General features: G+C 61.4%; 16 protein-coding genes. All 16 read right to left on the bottom strand.

The window, feature by feature from the left end; translation table 11 throughout:
* Positions 1-122 precede the first annotated feature (122 nt).
* Positions 123-281 carry a hypothetical protein gene (locus tag AC6R19_RS15210; protein WP_500580690.1) on the bottom strand — a complete coding sequence of 53 codons (159 nt, stop codon included), beginning with the start codon at positions 279-281 and terminating at the stop codon, positions 123-125.
* A 35-nt stretch (positions 282-316) separates the two neighbouring features.
* A complete protein-coding gene (locus AC6R19_RS15205) occupies positions 317-1201 on the bottom strand; it encodes an SDH family Clp fold serine proteinase (protein ID WP_500580689.1) in 885 nt (294 codons plus the stop codon).
* Positions 1202-1448: 247 nt separating this feature from the next.
* Entirely contained in the window at positions 1449-1868 is a 420-nt protein-coding gene (locus tag AC6R19_RS15200) for a F0F1 ATP synthase subunit epsilon (RefSeq protein WP_500580688.1), read from the bottom strand.
* 18 nt (positions 1869-1886) lie between these two features.
* Positions 1887-3290 carry a F0F1 ATP synthase subunit beta gene (atpD, locus tag AC6R19_RS15195; protein ID WP_500580687.1) on the bottom strand — a complete coding sequence of 468 codons (1404 nt, stop codon included), beginning with the start codon at positions 3288-3290 and terminating at the stop codon, positions 1887-1889.
* 38 nt (positions 3291-3328) lie between these two features.
* Positions 3329-4189: a F0F1 ATP synthase subunit gamma gene (gene atpG / locus AC6R19_RS15190; RefSeq protein ID WP_500580686.1), complete on the bottom strand. Its 861-nt coding sequence runs from the start codon at positions 4187-4189 to the stop codon at positions 3329-3331.
* 107 nt (positions 4190-4296) lie between these two features.
* Positions 4297-5841, bottom strand: a complete 1545-nt coding sequence (gene atpA / locus AC6R19_RS15185; protein ID WP_500580685.1) for a F0F1 ATP synthase subunit alpha — start codon at positions 5839-5841, stop codon at positions 4297-4299.
* A 42-nt stretch (positions 5842-5883) separates the two neighbouring features.
* Positions 5884-6420, bottom strand: a complete 537-nt coding sequence (locus AC6R19_RS15180; RefSeq protein ID WP_500580684.1) for a F0F1 ATP synthase subunit delta — start codon at positions 6418-6420, stop codon at positions 5884-5886.
* Positions 6421-6432: 12 nt separating this feature from the next.
* Positions 6433-6903: a F0F1 ATP synthase subunit B gene (locus tag AC6R19_RS15175; protein ID WP_500580683.1), complete on the bottom strand. Its 471-nt coding sequence runs from the start codon at positions 6901-6903 to the stop codon at positions 6433-6435.
* A gap of 72 nt (positions 6904-6975) precedes the next feature.
* Positions 6976-7221 (bottom strand): F0F1 ATP synthase subunit C, encoded by a 246-nt coding sequence (gene atpE, locus AC6R19_RS15170; RefSeq protein ID WP_193190586.1) that lies wholly within the window; start codon positions 7219-7221, stop codon positions 6976-6978.
* A 66-nt stretch (positions 7222-7287) separates the two neighbouring features.
* A complete protein-coding gene (atpB, locus tag AC6R19_RS15165) occupies positions 7288-8214 on the bottom strand; it encodes a F0F1 ATP synthase subunit A (RefSeq protein WP_500580682.1) in 927 nt (308 codons plus the stop codon).
* Positions 8215-8336: 122 nt separating this feature from the next.
* Entirely contained in the window at positions 8337-8711 is a 375-nt protein-coding gene (locus AC6R19_RS15160) for an ATP synthase subunit I (RefSeq protein ID WP_500580681.1), read from the bottom strand.
* Positions 8712-8932: 221 nt separating this feature from the next.
* Positions 8933-9832 carry a ParB/RepB/Spo0J family partition protein gene (locus tag AC6R19_RS15155; RefSeq protein WP_500580680.1) on the bottom strand — a complete coding sequence of 300 codons (900 nt, stop codon included), beginning with the start codon at positions 9830-9832 and terminating at the stop codon, positions 8933-8935.
* Positions 9833-9847: 15 nt separating this feature from the next.
* Complete coding sequence (locus AC6R19_RS15150) at positions 9848-10669, bottom strand: ParA family protein (RefSeq protein WP_500580679.1); 822 nt, start codon at positions 10667-10669, stop codon at positions 9848-9850.
* A 143-nt stretch (positions 10670-10812) separates the two neighbouring features.
* On the bottom strand, positions 10813-11466 hold the full coding sequence (gene rsmG / locus AC6R19_RS15145) for a 16S rRNA (guanine(527)-N(7))-methyltransferase RsmG (RefSeq protein WP_500580678.1): 654 nt from the start codon (positions 11464-11466) through the stop codon (positions 10813-10815).
* Between the two features lie 87 nt (positions 11467-11553).
* Positions 11554-13443, bottom strand: coding sequence for a tRNA uridine-5-carboxymethylaminomethyl(34) synthesis enzyme MnmG (mnmG, locus tag AC6R19_RS15140; protein WP_500580677.1), 1890 nt, complete (start codon positions 13441-13443; stop codon positions 11554-11556).
* 709 nt (positions 13444-14152) lie between these two features.
* Positions 14153-15529 carry a tRNA uridine-5-carboxymethylaminomethyl(34) synthesis GTPase MnmE gene (gene mnmE / locus AC6R19_RS15135; RefSeq protein ID WP_500580676.1) on the bottom strand — a complete coding sequence of 459 codons (1377 nt, stop codon included), beginning with the start codon at positions 15527-15529 and terminating at the stop codon, positions 14153-14155.
* Positions 15530-15601: the final 72 nt, after the last annotated feature.

Genomic DNA, 15601 nt, shown 5'->3' with positions numbered 1-15601 from the left:
CCGCAACTGGAAGCCAGCGCTAAACCGTTTTATGATCGAATTTGGTGATCGCTTGGTCGATCACCAGTAACCAGCGGCATGGGCGGTTACACAGAATTATTTACAGCCTCCTTTTGGATGAATTAGATTCTGGCGACAGGCGCTAAATTGTAAGTTTGCGGTTTAGCTATCCCAGCCTTTTTCAACCGAAGATAGTATTCCTGCTGCTTTTCTGCACGCTGCTTACTTTGCGGAGCGTGATCGCGGCGGATATCCATGACTCGCTTAGTAACATCATTCATAAACAACTCCCTGCGGCGCTTTATTATTGGTGTTTCTATGCCGATTCGATATATTGCTGAACGTGGAATATGTGGTCCAACCCCCTATTCTGAACACAATCCATCAGCAGGTCGCTATATTGCCTGATGACCTCTCGGAGAGCAATGTTGCTAGTGTAGTCTTCAATACGTAGTCTTAACACCTCAGTAAGGGTGGCTACGCCAATCATGCGCCCATGAGAGTGCCAGTGTTTGTTATCGCTCAGTTTATGAGCAATTTCCTCCGCACGAATTACCTTCTCTTCATGGGTTACTGCTTTTTTGGTACTAGAGTGCACATCCCAGTCTTTAAACTTGTACTTGACCAGCCAGTCTTTTAGAAGGGATATAGACAGCTCACGGGCCTGCTCATACCTATGTAGGGTTGCGAGATCTTGGTTTTGGAGAAGGGCGAATTCCGCGTCAGTTAGATCTCCGCTTTTTGACTTTTCAATCAAACGTTCAACTTGATCCAAATAGCCAAGGGCAGGTACCAGCTGTCCATCGCTATTGGCAACTTGGGGGTCAATTGGTCCCAGAGATGAGCTGTAATCCATGTAAATCCGGTCACCAGACATGCAAAGTATCGTGCCTGCCGACATTGCAAACCCCGGAACGACAAACCAGACTTCTTCATAATGGTGCCGGGTGATCTGTACCATTTTCTCTACTACCTCAGCAACGCCTCCCGGCGTCCATAATAAAAAAACTAAGACCTTCGGCTTAATATGATGATCTGGTCTCGGGCTCGTTGCCAAATTTTCCATATGAGCCCGAAATGAACTTAAGTATTCATGACGTATTCCACCAACAAAGGAAAACACATCTGCTTTGAAGGCATTAGCGGTTTCACGAGAATGGAATTCCAATGCCATATCAATGGTTTCTTGTAGAACTGCCATGCTACCCCCTAATTATGTGTTATTTTGATTCATTCAGACTTACATCTTGGCCCTTACTTCGAAGTTAGCTACCAAATTGATCGATGTTGTCGAGATTGTCCATAGCGAGGCCGGTTTTTCGTCCATATTCTCAACAATGCAGTTGAAGATTGTTCCCGGATACAACGCACAGGAAAATTGAAAAAAAGCAGCCGAAGCTGCTTTTTCGATCGCCTGCAAGCAGGCTCCTACAGGAGGTAAGAGCCGCTTACTTGCCGGCCGCCTTGCGGATTGCCTGCAGGGTGCGCAGACGCGCTTCGGCTTCGGCCAGCTGGGCGGAGATGCGGGCGTAGTCGATTTCCGAGGGCGCCTTGTGCAGGGCGTGGGCCGCTTCCTCGCGGGCCTTCTGCGCTGCCTCTTCGTCGATTTCGCGCTCGGCCACATCCGCGAGGATGGTCACCATATTCGGCTGCACCTCGGCGTAGCCGCCGCTGACGAACAGCACTTCCTCTTCACCACCTTGTTTGATGATGCGCACCGGACCGGGTTTCAGGGCGGTGAGCAGTTGGGCGTGGCCGTAGGAGATACCAAGCTCCCCCTCGACCCCGCTCACTATCACCATCTCCACCAGTCCGGAGAAGAGAGACTGCTCGGCGCTGACAACGTCGCAATGTACTGTCATGGCCATATTGTCTGCCTCTGTCGCTTAGCCCTTCGCCTTGTTGGCTTTTTCCACCGCTTCGTCGATGGTGCCCACCATGTAGAAGGCCTGCTCAGGCATGTGGTCGTAGTCGCCGTTCAGGATACCCTGGAAGCCGCGGATGGTCTCCTTCAGGGAGACGTATTTGCCCGGCGCGCCGGTAAATACTTCCGCCACATGGAACGGCTGGGACAGGAAGCGCTCGATCTTACGCGCGCGCGCAACTGTCTGCTTGTCGTCCTCGGACAGCTCGTCCATCCCCAGGATGGCGATGATGTCCTTCAGTTCCTTGTAGCGCTGCAGTACGGACTGCACGCCGCGCGCAGTTTCGTAGTGCTCCTGGCCGATCACCAGCGGGTCCAGCTGGCGGGAGGTGGAGTCGAGCGGGTCAACGGCCGGGTAAATACCCTTGGCGGCGATGTCGCGGCTCAGTACCACGGTGGAGTCCAGGTGCGCGAAGGTGGTGGCCGGGGACGGGTCGGTGAGGTCGTCCGCCGGTACGTATACCGCCTGGATGGAGGTGATGGAGCCGGTCTTGGTGGAGGTGATGCGCTCCTGCAGAACGCCCATCTCTTCCGCCAGGGTCGGCTGGTAGCCCACTGCGGACGGCATACGGCCGAGCAGGGCGGATACTTCGGTACCGGCCAGGGTGTAGCGGTAGATGTTGTCGACGAACAGCAGTACGTCGCGGCCCTCGTCGCGGAATTTCTCCGCCATGGTCAGGCCGGTCAGGGCCACGCGCAGGCGGTTGCCGGGCGGCTCGTTCATCTGGCCGTAGACCATCGCCACCTTGGACTTGGAAAACTCTTCGACGTTTACAACGCCGGCTTCCTGCATCTCGTGGTAGAAGTCGTTGCCTTCACGGGTGCGCTCACCAACACCGGCGAACACAGACAGACCGGAGTGCTCGGTGGCGATGTTGTTGATCAGCTCCATCATGTTTACGGTCTTGCCCACGCCGGCGCCGCCGAACAGGCCGACCTTACCGCCTTTGGCGAAGGGGCATACCAGGTCGATCACCTTGATGCCGGTCTCCAGCAGTTCGGTGGAGCTGGACTGCTCTTCGTAGGTGGGGGCGGCGCGGTGGATGGAAGCGCGCTCTTTCTCGCCGATCGGACCGCACTCGTCGATCGGGTTGCCCAGCACGTCCATGATGCGCCCCAGGGTCTCGTGGCCAACCGGTACGGAAACCGGCGCACCGGTGTTCTTCACCGCCAAGCCGCGGCGCACGCCCTCGGATGAACCCATGGCGATGGCGCGAACCACGCCGTCGCCCAGCTGCTGCTGCACTTCCATGGTGAGGTTCTTTTCCTCACACAGGAGTGCGTCGTAAACATTCGGTACGGCATCGCGTGGGAACTCCACGTCGATGACTGCGCCGATCACTTGCACAATTTGCCCGTTACTCATTTCCGGATCCTCAGCTTTAAATTCTGTCTTCAGCCGCCTTATACCGCCGCGGCGCCGCCCACAATCTCGGACAGCTCCTGGGTGATGGCCGCCTGGCGCGCCTTGTTGTACACAAGCTGCAATGCGTCGATCAGCTCGCCGGCGTTGTCGGTGGCGCTCTTCATTGCAATCATGCGCGCGGCCTGTTCGCAGGCCTTGTTCTCAACCACAGCCTGGTACACCTGGGACTCGATGTAGCGAGCCAGCAAGCCGTCCAGCAACTCCTTCGGATCCGGCTCGTAGAGGTAGTCCCATTCGTGCTTGAGCATTTCGTCGTCGTCTTTCGGCAGCGGCAGCAGCTGCTCGACGCGCGGCTTCTGCGACATGGTGTTGATGAACTCGTTGGACACCAGGAAGAGACGATCGATGTCGCCTTCCGCGAAGCGATCCATCATTACCTTTACCGAGCCGATCAGTTTGTTCGCCTGGGGTTGGTCACCCAGGTCGCGCACCGCGGCCACAACCTTGCCGCCGATGGCATTGAAGAAACCGGCCGCCTTGTTGCCCACGGCACAAATCTCGACATCAGCGCCTTTCTGGGACCAGGCCTGCATCTCGCGGATCGCCGCCTTGAACATATTGATGTTCAAACCGCCGCAGAGACCGCGATCGGTGGATACCAGGATGAACCCGACCCGCTTGACCTCGCGCTCCTGCAGGTAGATATGCTGGTATTCGGCCGAGGCGTTGGCAACGTGGCCGATCACCGCGCGTATGCGCTGGGCGTAGGGACGCCCCAGTGCCATGCGATCCTGAGCCTTGCGCATCTTACTCGCCGCGACCATTTCCATCGCGGAGGTAATCTTCTGCGTGCTCTTGATGCTGGCAATTTTTGTGCGTACTTCTTTTCCGCCTGCCATAGTGATTTACCTTTCTTTGCCCTCTCCCCCGGCCCCTCTCCCGCAAGCGGGAGAGAGGAGAAGGTATGTGCCCCCACCCGCATACGGGAGGAGGGAGGGAAGGATGATTACCAGCTACCGGTAGCGACAAACTTCTCGATGGCGGCCTTGAAGCCACTTTCGATTTCGTCGTTGTAGTCGCCGGTGCTGTTCACCTTTTCCATCAGCTCTGCATGTTCGCTGTTCATGTAAGCGAGCAGGGCGGATTCGAAGTCCAGCACCTTGGCAACTTCCACGTCCTTCAGGTAACCCTTGTCGGCGGCGTAAACAGAGACGGCCATTTCCGCGATGGACATGGGGCTGTACTGCTTCTGCTTCATCAGCTCGGTAACGCGCGCGCCGTGATCCAGCTGGGCCTTGGTGGCCTCGTCCAGGTCGGAGGCAAACTGGGAGAAGGCCGCCAGCTCGCGATACTGGGCCAGGGCGGTACGGATGCCGCCGGACAGCTTCTTGATCACCTTGGTCTGGGCCGCACCACCGACGCGGGATACGGAGATACCCGGGTTGATGGCCGGGCGCACACCGGCGTTGAACAGGTCGGTTTCCAGGAAGATCTGACCGTCGGTAATGGAGATCACGTTGGTCGGTACGAACGCGGAAACGTCGCCGGCCTGGGTCTCGATGATCGGCAGCGCGGTCAGGGAGCCGGTCTTGCCTTTCACTTCGCCGTTGGTGAACTTCTCCACATAGTCGGCGTTGACGCGCGCGGCGCGCTCCAGCAGACGGGAGTGCAGGTAGAAGACATCACCCGGGTAGGCTTCGCGGCCCGGCGGGCGCTTCAGCAGCAGGGAGATCTGGCGGTAGGCCCAGGCCTGCTTGGTCAGGTCGTCGTAGATGATCAGGGCGTCTTCACCGCGGTCGCGGAAGTACTCGCCCATGGTGCAGCCGACGTAGGGCGCCAGGAACTGCATCGCGGCCGGGTCGGCGGCGCCGGCGGCAACCACGATGGTGTGGTCCATGGCGCCGTGCTCTTCCAGCTTGCGCACCACGTTGGCGATGGAGGACTGCTTCTGGCCCACGGCGACGTAGATACACTTAATGCCGGTGCCTTTCTGGTTGATGATGGCGTCGATCGCAACAGCGGTCTTACCGATCTGGCGGTCGCCGATGATCAGCTCGCGCTGGCCGCGGCCGATCGGGATCATGGTGTCGACCGCCTTCAGGCCGGTCTGTACCGGCTGGTCAACGGACTGGCGGGCGATAACGCCGGGCGCCACCTTTTCCACAGCGTCGGTCAGCTTGGTGTTCAGCGGGCCCTTGCCATCGATCGGGTTGCCCAGGGCGTCCACCACGCGGCCCAGCAGTTCCGGTCCCACCGGGGTCTCCAGAATGCGGCCGGTGCAGCGGCACTTCTGGCCTTCGGCCAGGGATTTGTAGTCGCCCAGGATCACCGCGCCCACGGAGTCGCGCTCCAGGTTCAGCGCCATACCGTAGACGCCGCCCTCGAACTCGATCATCTCGCCGTACATCACATCGGCCAGGCCGTGGATGCGGATGATACCGTCGGATACGGATACGATGGTGCCCTCGTTCTGGGCCTGGGTGCTCACATCGAGACTTTCGATGCGGCTCTTGATGATTTCACTGATCTCGGAGGGATTCAGTTGCTGCATGCTCTGTTCCTCGGATTTTCCGGCGCGGGCCGGAAAATTAAATTAGGAGTTGATTGCCTCGGCGAGTTTGGCCAGGCGGCCGCGCACTGTGCCGTCGATGACGGTGTCTCCTGCGCGGATCACTGCGCCGCCCAGCAGACTCTCGTCCACGGAGTTGTGCAGGTGTATTTCCCGTTCAAACTTTTTCGCCAGTGCCTCGGTCAGTTTCCGGGACTGGGCCTCGCTGAGGGCGCGCGCCGATACGACTTCCACGTCCAGGGTGGCTTCCGCCTGCGCTTTCAGCTCTTCAAACAGCGCGGAAATCTCCGGCAACAGCGCCAAGCGGTGGTTTTCCGCCAGCAGCCGGATGAAGTTCTTGCCGGAATCGCTGAGATCGTCTGAACAGATCGACAGGAATTTGTCCGCGCGCTCGGCGCTGGTGAGCTGGGGGTTTTCCAGCAGCTCACGCACTTTTTCGCTCTGGCTGACCGCTGCCGCAGTGGCCAGCGCAGCACTCCAACCCTTGAGGTCGGAGGCCTGCTGCGCGTAGCTGAATGCCGCTTTGGCGTAGGGCCGTGCCAGGGTGCTGAGTTCCGCCATGGGGTTCCTCGCTTACAGCTCGGCTGCCAGTTTTTCGATCAGGTCGTCGTGCGCCTTGGCGTCGATATTGACCGACAGGATCTTCTCCGCACCGGCGACAGACAGGGCGGCCACACGGCTGCGCAGCTGCTCTTTGGCGCGATTCACTTCCTGTTCGATCTCGGCCTTGGCCGCGGCTTTCAGGCGATCGCCTTCGGCCAGCGCGGCCTGCTTGGCTTCGTCGACGATCTGGTTGGCGCGCTTGTTGGCACCATCGATGATCTCCGCCGCCTGCTCCTTGGCTTCCTTCAACTGGTCGGCGGCCTTGCGGCGCGCCAGTTCCAGATCCTTGCCCGCGCGCTCGGCCTCTTCCAGGCCGGTGGCGATTTTCTGCTCGCGCTCTTTCATCACGCCGAGCAGCGGCGGCCACACGAACTTCCAGCAGAACCAGACGAAAAACAGGAAAGTAATCGACTGGCCGATTAGAGTCAGGTTGATATTCACACCGACACCTCTTGCTCTTTGCTCTTTATTAAAAAGAACCTTTGGGGGTTAAGGGCAATTGGAACGGTGTAATTACGCCAGACCAGGTGCGACCGCGAAGATCAGGTACATGGCGATACCAACACCGATCATCGGAACGGCGTCGAGCAGACCCGCCATCAGGAACATTTTGCCCTGCAGAGCCGGGGCCTGTTCCGGCTGACGCGCAGAACCTTCCAGCAGCTTGCCGCCCAGGGTACCGAAACCGATAGCAGTACCCAGTGCGCCCAGACCGATCAGCAGAGCTGCCGCGATGTAAACCAGACCTAATGCTTCCATTGTGTTCTCCAATTAAAGGTTTAAGAGTTGTTGTAAAGGTTGATTAAAGGGTTAACTGTCAAAAACTTATTGATCGTGCTCGTGCTCTTCGTCGCGGTGGTGCGCCATGGCCATGTACACGGTGGTCAGCACCATGAACACGAACGCCTGCAGGGTGATCACCAGCACGTGGAAGATGGCCCAGCCCATGTGCATCAGGCCGGCACCGATAAAGCCCAGCACACCCACGCCGAAGACGATCGCGATCAGGATGAAGATCATCTCGCCTGCGTAGAGGTTTCCAAACAGACGCAGGCCGAGGGAGATCGGCTTGGCGATCAGGGAAACCGCCTCCAGCAGAAAGTTGAACGGGATCAGCAGCATGTCGAAGTACCACTTGCCGGTGTGGAAGGGGTGGAGGGTCAGCTCCTTGATAAAGCCAACCGGGCCCTTCTCCCTGATGCTGAAGAAGATCATCAGTGCGAACACCGCCAGCGCCATACCCAGGGTGGCGTTGGGGTCGGTGGTGGGCACAACCTTGAAGAAGAGGTGCTCATTGCCGGAGACGGTGGCGGCAGCCATCGGCAGCCAGTCCACCGGAATCAGGTCCATCAGGTTCATCAGGAAGACCCACACGAAGATGGTTAGCGCCATAGGCGCGACCATGCTGTTGCGGTGGGGGAAAGTCTCCTTGACCAGCCTGTCGACAAAGTCGACGACCAGCTCGACAAAGCTCTGGAAGCCACCGGGTACGCCGGGGGTGGCCTTCCTGGCTGCGCGCGCGAACAGGAAGCAGAACAGCAGGCCCAGGACGACGGACCAGCCCAGGGTGTCCAGGTGAACTGCCCAGAAACCCATGTCCGCGGCCTCTTGGGAGGAGTGGGCCATGGTCCAGGTACTCTCGCTGAGCACCGTGCCATCCTCACGGGTATAGCCCGCGGGCAGCTTGCCGAAAGCCATATTCTGCAGGTGGTGTTGGATATACCCCGTCGCCGTTTGTGCTTCGCCAGCCATAATTCCTCAACAATCGTAAAAGTATGAATTCTTTTTTTGCGCCGGTCTGTCTGCGGAGCCCTCAGCTTCAATAAAGAGCCCTCAGCTTCAATAAAGAGCCCTCAGCTCAAATGGAGAGGGCTTCAACGCACCAGCCGCGCCGCCAACAGCCACTGCACGATCACACAGAGGCCGTAGCTGATAAACAGGGCCGCCGGGTCCAGCGGTTTCACCATCGCAAACACCGCGGCAAAGCCGACCAGGGTGAGTGCGAACTTGCCCGTTTCTCCGCGGTAGAAGTTCTGCAACACCCGATCTGTCGCCCGCGCGCCGCGCTCTCGCGGATCACCCTGAAAGGCGCGCAGGCCGAAATACGCATTGGGCAGCGCGCACAGGACACCGCCGATAACTACGGACAGCGCGGCCACAGGCTTGCCGCCGAAGTGCAATACCGCACCCGCCAGCGATACCAGCAGCAGCTGTACCGCGGCAATTACCAACACCGGGGGTTTTTGCATAGGCGGGGATAAGCCGACCATCTTTGCGCTGTCCGCCCAATTTTTGGGCGTGCGAATTATAGGAGCAACGGCATTGCCGGTTCAACCGGCAAATCTCGCCAAGTTATTTAATTTTCAGCGGTTTTTTCCCGCAGATAGTCAGCTAAGTAAGTATTTACCTACTGTGGACCTGTGCGCCAAAACGGGGCATTTCTGTGCCGCCGGACCGGCGCGGGGGGGGGTCAGTCCTCGCTGTAGCCCAGATGGGCGAGGATGCCGTCCAGTTCATCCAGGCTGCTGTACTTGAGTACCAGCCTGCCGACGCCCCTGTCGTTGTGATCTATGGCCACCGGCACGCCTATCTTCTCCGCCAGGCGCTCACTCAGGCGGCGGATATTCGGATCCTCTTTCGGCTTGACCGGAGTTGGGCTCTGTGCCTGCTGTTGCAGGCGGCGCACCAGCGCCTCCGTCTGCCGCACGGTCAGGCCGCGGTCCACCACCTGGCGCGCGGCGGCGCGCTGGGTCTCGCCGGCCAGGCCGAGCAGGGCCTTGGCGTGGCCGAGCTCCAGGTCGCCGCGCTCGAGGAAGGTGCGCACCTCTTCGGTGAGACTGAGGAGGCGCAGCAGGTTGGTCACCGCGGTGCGGGACTTGCCCACCGCGTCGGCCACCTCCTGCTGGGTCAGTTGGAACTCGTCCTGCAGGCGCTTCAGCGCCGCGGCCTCCTCGACCGGGTTGAGGTCCTCGCGCTGGATATTCTCGATCAGCGCCATGGCGATGGCGGCCTCGTCCGACACCTGGCGCACCAGCGCCGGCACCCGGTCCAGCTCCGCCATCTGCGCGGCGCGCCAGCGGCGCTCGCCGGCGATGATCTCGTACCTGTGCTCGCCGATCGGGCGCACCACGATCGGCTGCATGATGCCCTGGGCGCGGATGGAATCGGCCAGTTCCTGCAGCGTTTCCTGGGGGAAGTCGCGGCGCGGCTGGTAGCGGCCGCGCTGCAGGAACTCGATCGGCAGTTCGCGCAGCTCGCCATCGGCGATCTTGGCCGCACCCTCGCCGCTGGCGACGGCAATCGCCTCGCTGGCATTGTCACTGATCAGGTGGGACAGGCCCCGGCCCAGGCCCTTGCGTTTGGCGGCCATAACTCAATACCTCTGTTAAACCGCTTCCGCCACCGGGCGGGCTTGATTGGAACTGTGATTAACAGCATTTGGGTTGGCCGCATGGCGGCGGGTCATCTCGCCGGCCAGCGCCAGGTAGGCGATGGCGCCCTTGGAATGGCGGTCGTAGTCCAGTGCCGGCTTGCCGAAACTGGGGGCCTCCGCCAGGCGCACGTTGCGCGGAATGCAGGTGCGGTAGAGGCGCTCGCCGAAGTACTCAGACAGCTGTTCGGACACGTCGCTGGTCAGGCTGTTGCGCGGGTCGTACATGGTGCGCAGTATGCCCTCGATCTTCAGTTCCGGGTTGGCGGCCCGCTGTATCTGGGTGATGGTGTCGACCAGCGCCGACAGGCCCTCCAGGGCGTAGTACTCGCACTGCATCGGGATCAGCACGCCATTGGCGGCACAGAGGGCGTTGACGGTCAGCATGTTCAGGGACGGCGGGCAGTCGACGACGATATAGTCGTAGTCGCCGCTGATTTCCCGCAGGGCGCGGCGCAGACGGGATTCGCGCCCCTCCATTTCCAGCAGTTCCACCTCGGCGGCGGACAGATCGCCGTTGGCGGGCATCAGGTCGTAGCCGCTCTCGGTGGCGACAATCGCCTTGCGCGCCGGCAGTTCAGTGGCGAGCACGTCGTAGGAGGACAGCTGCAGTTCGCCCTTGTCCACGCCGCTGCCCATGGTGGCGTTGCCCTGGGGGTCCAGGTCGATCAGAAGAACCCGGCGCTTGTTGGCGACCAGGGATGCGGCCAGATTGACACAGGTGGTGGTCTTGCCCACGCCCCCTTTCTGGTTGGCCACAGCAAATATCTTGCTCAAGGTTCTTGTCCTTTGTTCTCCCGAAAAGCGCTCTCCCCGATGCTTTTCGAGTTTCGCCGCGGAAAGCCGGCATCAATGGGCACTCGTCTCCTTGAAAAGGGAGTGCACAGGTCTTGCAAAATAAGAGTCTAGGTTTGCGGGATTTACGCCAGGCTGCCGCGCTTTTCCTCGCGGCGGAGAATGACAAGGTGGCGATCCGCGTCGCAACCCGGTACCGACAAGGGGTGCACCCGCTCGACCTTAATCCCTTTTGGAAGTGCGCTCAACTCATCTTCCGGCAGTTTGCCCTTCATAGCGTAAAACCTACCACCGGGCGCTAGCAAGTGCTCACTACCCGCCACCATGTCGCCGATGGAGGCGAAGGCCCGGGAGACCACTGCGGAGAACTTCCGCGGCGGCGCGAATTCCTCCACCCGCTCGTTGACCACCTGCACATTGGGCAGGGGAAGCGCGGTCGCCACCTGGAACAGGAAGCGGGTCTTCTTGCCATTGCTGTCCAGCAGGGTCACCGGGCGCTCGGGGTGCACTATCGCCAGCGGAATGCCGGGCAGGCCACCGCCGCTGCCGACGTCGATCAGCGGGTCTGTGTCCAGGCCGCACAGGTTCACGACACTGAGGCTGTCGATGATATGCCGCTCCAGCATCTGCCCGGGGTCGCGTATCGCCGACAGGTTGTAGGCGGCGTTCCAGCGCGCGAAAAGGGCCAGGTATTCCAGCAGCTTGTCCTGCTGTTCGGCGCTCAGCTCCACCGACAGCTGCGCCGCCGCCCCACACAGGCGCGGGCGGAATTCTTCCATTTGCAGAGAAATAGCCGGATCTCCAGGTTATTGGTGCGCACAGCGCACCCTACGTTCGCGTGGGGTAGGGTGCGCCGTGCGCACCGGTTAAACAGCTTTCTTGCGGGTCAGCAGGCCGCGCTTCTTCAGTTGGATCAGCAGCAGCGACACTGCCGCCGGGGTCACGCCGGGAATCCGCGACGCGCGCGCCAAAGTGTCGGGGCGCGTATCGCCCAGCTTCTGCTTCACCTCGCTGGACAGGCCGGAAACCTGGCTGTAGTCGAAGTCCGCGGGAATCGGCGTGTCCTCGTAGGCCTGCAGCCGCGCGATTTCATCCCGCTGGCGATCGATATAGCCGGCATACTTGGCCGCTATCTCCACCTGCTCGGCGACTCGCTCGTCCGTCACCGCCTCGCCTTTCAGCGACGCCACATCGGCGTAGTTCAGCTCCGGGCGGCGCAGCAGGTCCATCAGGCTGTACTCGCGCGACAGCGGCTGCGGCAGCCTGGTCTCGACGGCGGCCGCCTGTGGCGTCTGCGGGTGCACCCAGGTATCGCGCAGCCGCTGCTCCTCGAGCGCGATCGCCTCGCGCTTGGCGCTGAAGGCGGCCCAGCGGGCGTCGTCCACCAGTCCCAGCTCGCGGCCCTTTTCGGTCAGGCGCAGGTCGGCATTGTCCTCGCGCAGCAGCAGCCGGTACTCGGCGCGGCTGGTGAACATGCGGTAGGGCTCCCTGGTGCCGCTGGTGATCAGGTCGTCCACCAGCACGCCCAGGTAGGCCTGGTCGCGGCGCGGCGACCAGGCCTCGCGATCCTGCGCCTGTAGCGCCGCGTTGGCGCCGGCCAGCAGTCCCTGGGCCGCGGCCTCCTCGTAGCCGGTGGTGCCGTTGATCTGGCCGGCGAAATAGAGTCCCTGAATGAATTTCGTCTCCAGCGACGGCAGCAGGTCGCGGGGATCGAAGAAATCGTATTCGATGGCGTAGCCGGGGCGGGTGATATGCGCCTTTTCGAAGCCCTTGATCGAATGCACCAGCTCGATCTGCACGTCGAAGGGCAGGCTGGTGGAGATGCCGTTGGGGTAGAGCTCGTTGGTGGTCAGCCCCTCCGGCTCGATGAAGATCTGGTGGCTGTCCTTGTCGGCAAAACGGTGCACCTTGTCCTCGATGGATGGGCAGTAGCGCGGGCCTATACCCTCGATCACGCCGGAGTACATCGGCGACCTGTCCAGGCCGCCGCGGATCACCTCGTGGGTCCGTGCATTGGTGTGGGTGATCCAGCAGCACACCTGGCGCGGGTGCTGCCCGCGGCTGCCCAGGTAGGACATCACCGGCGTCGGTGTGTCGCCCCACTGCTCCTCCAGGCCGGAGAAATCCACTGAACGCGCGTCGATGCGCGGCGGCGTGCCGGTCTTCAGGCGTTCGACGCGGAAGGGCAGCTCGCGCAGCCGCTCCGCCAGGGCGATGGACGGCGGATCCCCGGCGCGGCCGCCTTCGTTACTGTCGAGGCCGATGTGGATCTTGCCGCCGAGAAAGGTGCCGGCGGTGATCACCACCGTCCTGGCACGGAAGCGCACGCCGGCGTTGGTGACCACCCCGACGACACGCTCGCCCTCGACGATCAGGTCGTCGGCGGCCTGCTGGAAGATCTCCAGGTTCTCCTGGCGCTCCAGGATCGAGCGGATGGCGGCGCGATACAGGGCGCGGTCCGCCTGGGCGCGGGTGGCCCGCACCGCCGGGCCCTTGCGCGCGTTCAGCACGCGGAACTGGATGCCGCCCAGGTCCGTGGCCTCGGCCATGGCACCGCCGAGGGCGTCCACCTCCTTGACCAGGTGGCTCTTGCCGATGCCGCCGATGGCCGGGTTGCAGGACATCTGCCCCAGCGTCTCTATGTTGTGGGTCAACAGCAGGGTGGAGGCCCCCATGCGCGCGGCCGCGAGCGAGGCCTCGGTGCCGGCGTGGCCGCCGCCGATCACTATCACGTCATAGGTCTTGGGGAAATCCATAGCTGTTGCCACAGGCGGTAAAAATGGGCGCACATTTTATAGGCAGTTGAAGCACTTCAGCAAATGGCACGACGGAAAACTTGTCCCAGACAATTTAAGGGTGGACTGCGTTAGTCCACACCCCGACAGACCTGTGAAAAACCCCCAAGCCCCTTTATTGGATTAATTAACTTATACATATCCTGTATTGGTAGTGTTTTTGTATTAGTTGTTTTTATTAGGGGGCGCCCATTCATGTATAACCCTAAAAAATTGTTTAAAATCAAATAGTTATAGACTGTGGTAGCTTGCTGATAACCCCTGCTTTCGGGGCGGGGCAACCCATGTAGGGCGCTGTGGACGGGCGGGATAACCTTGGACTGCTTCGGCGGGTGCCTGAGTTATGCCCGCCTCCGCCCGCAGCTTTCTGCGAAGTTACCCCCGATTTTACCCACAGGGTAGCGCCGGCCGTCGACCGCTGTTGATAGACAGTCGCTCTCTGCGGGGATCCCCTGTGTATAAATGGTGCCCTCTGGATAAGTCTGTGAGTAGCTGTGCGCAACTTTTGTGATCTGGCGGTGGAGTTGCCGGTACGAAATCGCGCGCTCGGGAGTTACGCACCGGCCGCGAAGCGGTTGCACGACTTGCGAATCCGCTGTTTCGGCAGGGGAAAGGGCCGGGATACCCGCGATCAGGCCCCCGGGCGAGAGTTATTCAAGGAAGTGAGAGGCTATTTGCCGATGCAGAAGCTGCCGAAGATGCGGCCGAGCAGCTCGTCGGCGGTGACTTCTCCGGTAATCTCCCCCAGCGCCTGCTGGGCCTGGCGCAGGTCCTCGGCCAGCAGCTCGCCGGCGCCGCTGGCGTGCAGCTGACCGGCGCCCTGTTCGATAAAGGCGCGCGCGCGGGCCAGGGCTTCGAGGTGGCGGCGGCGGGCGCTGAAGTTGCCCTCGGCGGCGCCGCTGTAGCCCATGCAGTGCTTCAGGTGCTCTTTCAGGGCTTCCAGCCCGGCGCCCGTCTTGGCGCTGATGGCGATCACCGGCACGCCGTCGGTGTGGGCCTGCAGGCCGGCGCTGTAGTCGGTCAGGTCTATCTTGTTCAGCACCAGGGTCAGCTTTTCCGCGTCCGGCAATTGCCGGGTGAATTCCGGCCAGGCCTGATCTGGATCCAGAGAGCGGGCCTGCTGCGCATCCACCAGCAGCAGCACCCGGTCGGCGTGCCGTATCTCCTCCCAGGCGCGCTCTATGCCGATCTGCTCCACCCTGTCCGGGGCGTCGCGCAGGCCGGCGGTGTCGGCGAACTGCAGGGGCATGCCGTCGATATCGATATGCTCGCGCAGTATGTCCCGGGTGGTGCCAGCGATATCGGTGACAATTGCCGCGTCGCGGCCCGCCAGCGCATTCAGGAGGCTGGACTTGCCGGCGTTGGGACGGCCGGCGATAGCCACCCGCATACCCTCGCGCATTATGCTGCCCTGGCGCGCCTGGGCCTCCACCGCGGCCAGCTGTTGCAGGAGTGCCTGCAAATCCGCCGCCACCTTGCCGTCGGCGAGAAAATCGATTTCCTCTTCAGGAAAATCTATGGATGCTTCGACATAGATACGCAAATGGGTCAGGTATTCGACCAGGTCTTCGATTTTTTCGGAAAATACGCCCTGCAGGGAGCGCATTGCATTGCGCGCTGCCTGGGCACTGCCGGCCTCGATCAGGTCCGCTATCGCCTCCGCCTGGGCCAGGTCTATCTTGTCGTTGAGAAAGGCGCGCTCGGAAAATTCCCCCGGGCGGGCCTGGCGCGCGCCCAGGTCTATGGCTGCCTGTAACAGCTGGTCGAGGATCACCGGGCCGCCGTGGCCCTGCAGTTCCACTACGTCCTCGCCGGTAAAGGAGTTGGGGCCGGGGAAGAAGAGGGCTATGCCCTGGTCCACCACCTGCTCGCCGTGGAGGAAATCCCGGTAGTGGGCCTGGCGCGGTTTCAGTTCCCGCTCGCCGCAGATACCACGGGCTATCTCCAGGGCCCTGGGGCCGGACAGGCGGATCACGCCGATACCGCCCCGGCCCGGGGCGGTGGCGACGGCGGCGATGGTGTCTTTGTTGAGGCTTTGCTGGGTCATGGGCTGAGTTTACTCCAACGAAAAGGGGCCGCTACTGCGGCCCCTTTGGAATTCGTGGTGGTGGCACAGATG

The organism is Microbulbifer sp. SE14, assembly GCF_059834885.1.
The sequence above is the reverse complement of the archived record's forward strand: the minus strand, read 5'-3'. Positions and strand labels throughout refer to the sequence as shown.

What these genes read in the sequence shown, in the direction of transcription:
- atpD (WP_500580687.1), bottom strand. Translation starts at nt 3,290, where the DNA reads ATGAGTAACGGGCAAATTGTGCAAGTGATCGGCGCAGTCATCGACGTG.
- atpA (WP_500580685.1), bottom strand. Translation starts at nt 5,841, where the DNA reads ATGCAGCAACTGAATCCCTCCGAGATCAGTGAAATCATCAAGAGCCGC.
- AC6R19_RS15160 (WP_500580681.1), bottom strand. Translation starts at nt 8,711, where the DNA reads ATGCAAAAACCCCCGGTGTTGGTAATTGCCGCGGTACAGCTGCTGCTG.
- mnmG (WP_500580677.1), bottom strand. Translation starts at nt 13,443, where the DNA reads ATGGATTTCCCCAAGACCTATGACGTGATAGTGATCGGCGGCGGCCAC.
- mnmE (WP_500580676.1), bottom strand. Translation starts at nt 15,529, where the DNA reads ATGACCCAGCAAAGCCTCAACAAAGACACCATCGCCGCCGTCGCCACC.
- atpB (WP_500580682.1), bottom strand. Translation starts at nt 8,214, where the DNA reads ATGGCTGGCGAAGCACAAACGGCGACGGGGTATATCCAACACCACCTG.
- atpG (WP_500580686.1), bottom strand. Translation starts at nt 4,189, where the DNA reads ATGGCAGGCGGAAAAGAAGTACGCACAAAAATTGCCAGCATCAAGAGC.
- AC6R19_RS15180 (WP_500580684.1), bottom strand. Translation starts at nt 6,420, where the DNA reads ATGGCGGAACTCAGCACCCTGGCACGGCCCTACGCCAAAGCGGCATTC.
- atpE (WP_193190586.1), bottom strand. Translation starts at nt 7,221, where the DNA reads ATGGAAGCATTAGGTCTGGTTTACATCGCGGCAGCTCTGCTGATCGGT.
- rsmG (WP_500580678.1), bottom strand. Translation starts at nt 11,466, where the DNA reads ATGGAAGAATTCCGCCCGCGCCTGTGTGGGGCGGCGGCGCAGCTGTCG.
- AC6R19_RS15210 (WP_500580690.1), bottom strand. Translation starts at nt 281, where the DNA reads ATGAATGATGTTACTAAGCGAGTCATGGATATCCGCCGCGATCACGCT.
- AC6R19_RS15200 (WP_500580688.1), bottom strand. Translation starts at nt 1,868, where the DNA reads ATGGCCATGACAGTACATTGCGACGTTGTCAGCGCCGAGCAGTCTCTC.
- AC6R19_RS15205 (WP_500580689.1), bottom strand. Translation starts at nt 1,201, where the DNA reads ATGGCAGTTCTACAAGAAACCATTGATATGGCATTGGAATTCCATTCT.
- AC6R19_RS15155 (WP_500580680.1), bottom strand. Translation starts at nt 9,832, where the DNA reads ATGGCCGCCAAACGCAAGGGCCTGGGCCGGGGCCTGTCCCACCTGATC.